The sequence below is a fragment of the Limnohabitans sp. genome, from assembly GCF_044361985.1.
Taxonomy (GTDB): domain Bacteria; phylum Pseudomonadota; class Gammaproteobacteria; order Burkholderiales; family Burkholderiaceae_C; genus Limnohabitans_A.
Map to the genome: position 1 here is coordinate 1 of NZ_JBIKHV010000113.1, position 6,380 is coordinate 6,380.

At 57.1% G+C, this 6,380-nt stretch carries 7 protein-coding genes; 1 reads left to right on the forward strand and 6 read right to left on the reverse strand.

Going from position 1 to position 6,380, the window contains the following annotated elements:
• The 6 genes from hscB to uvrB all read right to left on the reverse strand — a co-directional run.
• A partial coding sequence (gene hscB / locus ACIQ3A_RS13160) for a Fe-S protein assembly co-chaperone HscB (protein WP_396432184.1) occupies positions 1-424 on the reverse strand: 424 nt, incomplete at its 3' end.
• Positions 424-747, reverse strand: a complete 324-nt coding sequence (gene iscA, locus ACIQ3A_RS13165; RefSeq protein WP_396432185.1) for an iron-sulfur cluster assembly protein IscA — start codon at positions 745-747, stop codon at positions 424-426. The genes iscA and hscB, both read right to left, overlap by 1 nt.
• A 1-nt stretch (position 748) precedes the next feature.
• On the reverse strand, positions 749-1,135 hold the full coding sequence (gene iscU / locus ACIQ3A_RS13170) for a Fe-S cluster assembly scaffold IscU (RefSeq protein WP_396432186.1): 387 nt from the start codon (positions 1,133-1,135) through the stop codon (positions 749-751).
• A 62-nt stretch (positions 1,136-1,197) separates the two neighbouring features.
• Positions 1,198-2,415 carry an IscS subfamily cysteine desulfurase gene (locus tag ACIQ3A_RS13175; RefSeq protein WP_396432187.1) on the reverse strand — a complete coding sequence of 406 codons (1,218 nt, stop codon included), beginning with the start codon at positions 2,413-2,415 and terminating at the stop codon, positions 1,198-1,200.
• 19 nt (positions 2,416-2,434) lie between these two features.
• The gene (iscR, locus tag ACIQ3A_RS13180; RefSeq protein WP_396432188.1) at positions 2,435-2,971 is read right to left on the reverse strand and encodes a Fe-S cluster assembly transcriptional regulator IscR; all 537 of its coding nucleotides are present in this window, start codon (positions 2,969-2,971) and stop codon (positions 2,435-2,437) included.
• A 113-nt stretch (positions 2,972-3,084) separates the two neighbouring features.
• On the reverse strand, positions 3,085-5,211 hold the full coding sequence (gene uvrB / locus ACIQ3A_RS13185; protein WP_396432189.1) for an excinuclease ABC subunit UvrB: 2,127 nt from the start codon (positions 5,209-5,211) through the stop codon (positions 3,085-3,087).
• A 117-nt stretch (positions 5,212-5,328) separates the two neighbouring features.
• On the opposite strand from uvrB, the gene ACIQ3A_RS13190 reads away from it, so the two are divergent.
• The coding region (locus ACIQ3A_RS13190; RefSeq protein ID WP_396432190.1) for an amino acid aminotransferase at positions 5,329-6,380 on the forward strand (1,052 nt) is incomplete at its 3' end.

Consider the following 6,380-nt stretch of genomic DNA (forward strand, 5'->3'; position numbering starts at 1 on the left):
CTTTGGCTTGGTCAATCAATCGAGCCAGTTCGAGCTGCACGCCCTGACGGTCGGCGCGCACTTGCTCAGCAAGCGCCTCCAGCCCTTCACCACTGTCGGTTTCATCCAAAGCCTCACGCCATGCCATCTGTTGCATGAGAAATTCGGCAGGCATGGCGGTGTTGTTCTCGGCCTGGACAGGAAAACCTTGCTGCTCACACAGATAGGCAGCTCGCTTGAGAGGGTCTTTCAATCTCTGGTAAGCCTCGTTGATACGCACCGACCACTGCATGGCCACACGCTGGGCTGCGGGGCCCTCGCCTGCGAATCGGTCAGGATGCGCTTCTCGCTGGAGTGCTTTCCAGCGGTCATCGAGCTGGGCCACGTCTTGCGCAAACTGCGCAGGCACATCAAACAACTCAAAATCGTTGGATTGCAGGCTGATCACACGCGGAACGATTCACCGCAACCGCAGCGGTCACGCTCGTTGGGGTTGTTGAAGCGAAAGCCTTCGTTCAAACCTTCACGCACAAAATCGAGTTCAGTGCCGTCGATGTAGGCCAAGCTTTTCGGGTCGACCAGCACCTTGACGCCGTGGCCTTCAAAGACCACGTCTTCAGGGGAGATGTCGTCCACATACTCCAGCTTATAAGCCAGTCCAGAGCACCCCGTGGTCTTCACCCCAAGGCGCACACCGACACCCGAGCCACGTTTGGCCAGGTAGCGGGTCACATGCCGGGCTGCGGCAGCAGACAGTGAGATGGCCATGTCAGTTCAGGTGTTTCTTTTTGTAGTCGTCCACAGCGGCCTTGATGGCGTCTTCGGCCAAGATGGAGCAGTGAATTTTGACAGGTGGGAGCGCCAGTTCTTCGGCGATTTGGCTGTTCTTCAGGGCCGCCGCTTCGTCCAGCGTTTTGCCCTTGACCCATTCGGTGACCAGCGAGCTCGACGCAATGGCCGAACCACAGCCATAGGTCTTGAAACGTGCGTCTTCGATCACGCCGGTTAGCGGGTTGACCTTGATCTGCAGTTTCATCACATCGCCGCATGCGGGCGCACCGACCATGCCGGTGCCCACACTGTCATCGCCCTTGTCAAAAGAGCCCACGTTACGGGGGTTTTCGTAATGGTCGACCACTTTTTCTGAATATGCCATGGTGTTTTCTCCTTAAGTCAGGTGGGGGCAGCGCTGTAAAACTGCCCCGCAAATTAATCCATTCAATGGGCGGCCCACTGGATGGTGCTCAAATCGATGCCGTCTTTGTGCATTTCCCACAAAGGGCTCAGCTCGCGCAGTTTGGCGACGTTCTCGCGAATGGTCTTGATCGCGTAGTCGATGTCTTCTTCGGTGGTCCAGCGGCCAATCGTCATGCGCAGGCTGCTGTGGGCCAGCTCATCGCTGCGGCCCAAGGCACGCAGAACATAACTGGGCTCCAGGCTGGCCGAGGTACAGGCCGAACCCGATGAAACCGCCAAACCCTTGATGCCCATGATCAGCGACTCGCCCTCGACGAAATTGAAGCTCATGTTGACGTTGTGCGGCACCCGCTGGGTGGCGTGACCATTCAAAAAAACCTGCTCCATGTCACTGAGGCCGTTGATCAGTCGGTCGTGCAAGGCGCGGGCCTTGGCGTTGTCCTGAGCCATCTCCAGCTTGGCAATGCGGAAGGCTTCGCCCATGCCTACGCACTGGTGCGTGGGCAAGGTGCCCGAGCGCATGCCGCGCTCATGGCCACCTCCGTGCATTTGCGCTTCCAGTCGCACACGGGGCTTACGGCGCACATACAGAGCGCCAATGCCTTTGGGGCCGTAGGTTTTGTGCGAGGCCAGGCTCATCAGGTCGATGGGCAACTGGGTCATGTCGATCTCGATCTTGCCCGTGGCTTGCGCGGCATCGACGTGGAAAATGATGCCTTTTTCACGGCACAGATTGCCAATCGCGGTGACATCCTGGATCACACCGATTTCGTTGTTGACGAACATCACGCTGATCAAAATGGTGTCCGGGCGAATCGCCGCCTTGAGCGCGTCCATGTTGAGCAAACCATCGGCCTGCACATCCATGTAGGTGACTTCAAAGCCTTGACGCTCCAGCTCGCGCATGGTGTCGAGCACAGCCTTGTGCTCGGTCTTGACAGTGATCAGGTGTTTGCCGCGTGATTTGTAAAAATGCGCTGCGCCCTTGATGGCCAAATTATTGGACTCGGTGGCACCGCTGGTCCAGACAATTTCACGGGAATCGGCAGCGATCAGGCCCGCCACGTTCTCGCGGGCTTTCTCGACGGCTGCTTCGGCTTCCCAGCCCCAGGCGTGGGTGCGCGATGCGGGGTTGCCGAAGTGTTCACGCAACCAGGGAATGATGGCGTCCACCACGCGCGGGTCACAGGGATTGGTTGCGCCGTAGTCGAGGTAGATGGGGAAGTGAGGCGTGGTCATAGTGGGTACTTCTTTTCAATCAGGATTTGGCAAACACGTTGCCCAAGTCAAACACCGAGTTGGGGCCTGTCAGGCGTATTGGCTTGCTAACGGGCATGGGGGAGATGGCGCGGCGCAAGCTGGGCTTTTGTTCCACCACCAAGCCTTTGGCCAGTTGGTCGTCCACCAGCTTTTGCAGCGACACAGAGTCAAGAAATTCGACCATTTTGGAATTCAGCGAAGCCCACAGATCGTGTGTCATGCAACGGCCTTCGCCACCATGGCAATTTTCCTTGCCCCCGCAATGGGTGGCATCGATGGGTTCGTCCACGGACAATATGATGTCGGCCACCGTGATGTCGGTCGATTTGCGGCCCAGGGTGTAACCACCGCCAGGGCCTCGGGTCGACTCCACCAGGTTGTGGCGTCGCAGCTTGCCAAAGAGCTGTTCCAGGTAGGACAGTGAAATCTGTTGGCGCTGGCTGATGGCGGCCAATGTCACTGGCCCCGCATCCTGGCGCAAAGCCAAATCGATCATGGCGGTGACGGCGAAACGGCCTTTGGTGGTTAAACGCATGGCAGACTCCTGAAGTAGATAAAACTTGGTCATTCACCTGCCTGAACAGGTTCCCGACTAAACAAGTCAAGTATAGTTCAATCCCGATTAAAACAGTCAAGTAAAGGGGTTATTCAGGCCCGAATCAAAGGCACGATGTTGTCGCCCCCAATGGCCCCGAAAGCTTGCTCTTTCAAGATACCGAGTTGGTCACGCACCTGAGCGGCCTTTTCAAACTCCAGGTTACGGGCGTGTTCCATCATTTGTTTTTCAAGTTGCTTGATGGCCCTGGCGACGTCTTTTTCGCTCATGTCCTCAACCTTGGCTTTTTGCAGCGCTGCCTGCTCTAGGCGTTCAGCTTCCTTGCCGAACTTTTCACTGTAAACACCGTCAATCAGGTCTTTGACCTTTTTGACAATGCTTTTGGGCGTGATGCCGTGGAGCTTGTTGTGCTCGATTTGCTTGAGGCGGCGACGCTCGGTCTCACCCATGGCTTTTTTCATCGACTCGGTGATGCGGTCAGCGTACAAAATGGCACGGCCATTGATGTTCCTGGCAGCCCGGCCAATGGTCTGGATCAGGCTGCGCTCGGCGCGCAAAAAGCCCTCTTTGTCGGCATCCAAAATCGCCACCAGCGAGACCTCAGGAATGTCCAAGCCCTCTCTCAACAAGTTGATGCCGACCAGCACATCGAAAGCGCCCAAGCGCAGATCGCGCAATATTTCAACCCGCTCGACGGTGTCGATGTCGCTGTGCAAATAGCGAACCTTGACACCGTTGTCGCTCAGGTAATCGGTCAGCTGCTCGGCCATGCGTTTGGTCAGCGTGGTGATCAGCACGCGCTCGTGTTTCTCGGCGCGGATGCGGATTTCCTGCAGCACATCGTCCACCTGGTGGGTCGCCGGACGAACTTCGACCTGCGGGTCGACCAGCCCCGTTGGGCGCACCACTTGTTCGACAACTTTGCCGGAATGGGTCTTTTCGTAATCGGCCGGCGTGGCAGACACAAAGATGCATTGGCGCATGCGCTTTTCAAACTCTTCAAACTTGAGCGGGCGGTTGTCAAGCGCACTGGGCAGCCGAAAGCCGTATTCCACCAGCGTGGTTTTGCGCGCCTTGTCCCCGTTGTACATGGCGTTGAGTTGGCCGATCATCTGGTGACTTTCGTCCAAAAACATGATGGCGTCAGACGGCATGTAATCGGTCAGCGTACTGGGCGGATCGCCAGGTGCCGCCCCCGACAAATGGCGGGTGTAGTTTTCAATGCCCTTGCAGTGACCCACTTCGGAGAGCATTTCCAAATCAAACCGCGTGCGCTGTTCCAGACGCTGCGCCTCCACGAGTTTGCCCATTCCCACCAGCTCCTTCAGGCGCTGGGCCAACTCGACCTTGATGGTTTCCACCGCAGCCAGCACCTTGTCTCGCGGGGTGACGTAATGGCTGGACGGGTAGACCGTAAAGCGCGGGATCTTCTGGCGGATGCGCCCAGTGAGGGGATCAAACAGTTGCAGGCTCTCGATTTCGTCGTCAAACAGTTCAATGCGGATCGCCAGTTCGGAGTGCTCTGCCGGAAAAACATCGATCGTGTCACCTCTGACCCGAAATTTGCCCCGACTGAACTCCATGTCATTGCGCTGGTACTGCATCCGGATCAGTTGTGTGATCACGTCGCGCTGGCCCAGCTTGTCACCGGTGCGCAGGGTCATGATCATGCGGTGGTAACTTTCGGGCTCGCCAATGCCGTAAATGGCCGACACCGTGGCCACGATCACCACGTCACGCCGCTCCATGATGCTTTTGGTGCAACTCAAGCGCATCTGTTCAATGTGTTCGTTGATCGCGCTGTCCTTTTCAATGAACAGATCGCGCTGGGGCACATAGGCCTCAGGCTGGTAATAGTCGTAGTAACTGACAAAGTACTCGACTGCATTTTTTGGAAAAAATTCCCGGAATTCACTGTACAGCTGGGCGGCAAGCGTCTTGTTGGGCGCAAAAACAATGGCGGGGCGACCCAGACGGGCAATCACATTGGCCATGGTGAATGTCTTGCCCGATCCGGTGACACCCAGCAAGGTCTGAAACACCTCGCCGTCGTGAACGCCTTCCACCAGTTGATCGATGGCCGCTGGCTGATCGCCCGCTGGCGGGTAGGGCTGAAACAGCTCGAACGGCGAATTGGGGTAGCTTAAAAACTGCCCCTCGGCATATTGAGCGGCTTCTGCTACAGGTTGAACTACTGAAAATTCTGACAAGGTGGACATCTTGGGTAAAAAACCTCTGGTCCAACCCGGCGGGCAGACCGTTAAAATCAGGGACAACCCGAAAGCCTAACCGAGGATCGGGATTCCTGCCACCCATGAACAATCCGAGGACTTTCCATGTCTCTGTTTTCTGCCGTCGAAATGGCCCCACGCGACCCAATTTTGGGTTTGAACGAACAGTTCAATGCCGATACCAACCCCAAAAAGGTCAATCTGGGCGTGGGCGTTTACTACGACGATAACGGCAAACTGCCTTTACTGGAGTGCGTGCAAGCCGCAGAAAAAGCCATGATGGCCAGCCCCTCTGCCCGTGGCTACCTGCCGATCGACGGCATCGTGGCTTATGACAACGCCGTCAAGGCGCTGGTCTTTGGCGCCGAATCCGATGTGGTCAAGTCCGGTCGCGTGTCCACCGTGCAGGCCATTGGCGGCACTGGCGGCCTGAAGGTTGGCGCCGACTTCCTGAAAAAAATCAGCCCCAACGCCACGGTCCTGATTTCTGACCCCAGCTGGGAAAACCACCGCGCTATTTTCATGAATGCCGGCTTCAAAGTGGATACTTATGCCTACTACGATGCTATCAAGCGCGGCGTGAACTTCGAGGGCATGCTGGCCAGCCTGAATGCCGCAGCCCCGGGCACCATCGTCGTGCTGCACGCCTGCTGCCACAACCCGACAGGCTACGACATCACCGATGCGCAGTGGAACCAGGTCATTGACGTGGTCAAGGCCCGTAGCCTGACCCCTTTTCTGGACATGGCCTACCAGGGCTTTGGGCACGGCATTGCGCAAGACGGCGCCATCATCGGCAAATTTGTGGCTGCGGGGCTGAACATTTTTGTGTCCACCTCGTTTTCCAAGAGCTTCAGCCTCTACGGTGAGCGCGTAGGCGCCCTGTCGGTGGTTGCCACTGACAAGGAAGAAGCCTCCCGCGTGTTGTCGCAGCTCAAAATTGCGATTCGCACCAACTACTCCAACCCACCTATCCACGGTGGCGCAGTGGTCGCCGCCGTACTGAACAACCCCGAATTGCATGCCCTTTGGGAAAAAGAACTGGGCGAAATGCGCGTTCGCATCAAGGCCATGCGCCAAAAGCTCGTCGACGGCCTCAAAGCCGCAGGGGTCACCCAGGACATGGGTTTCATCACCAGCCAGATCGGCATGTTCAG

Coding starts and splice junctions, on each gene's coding strand:
- iscU (WP_396432186.1), bottom strand. CDS start 1,135: ATGGCATATTCAGAAAAAGTGGTCGACCATTACGAAAACCCCCGTAAC.
- uvrB (WP_396432189.1), bottom strand. CDS start 5,211: ATGTCCACCTTGTCAGAATTTTCAGTAGTTCAACCTGTAGCAGAAGCC.
- iscR (WP_396432188.1), bottom strand. CDS start 2,971: ATGCGTTTAACCACCAAAGGCCGTTTCGCCGTCACCGCCATGATCGAT.
- iscA (WP_396432185.1), bottom strand. CDS start 747: ATGGCCATCTCACTGTCTGCTGCCGCAGCCCGGCATGTGACCCGCTAC.
- ACIQ3A_RS13175 (WP_396432187.1), bottom strand. CDS start 2,415: ATGACCACGCCTCACTTCCCCATCTACCTCGACTACGGCGCAACCAAT.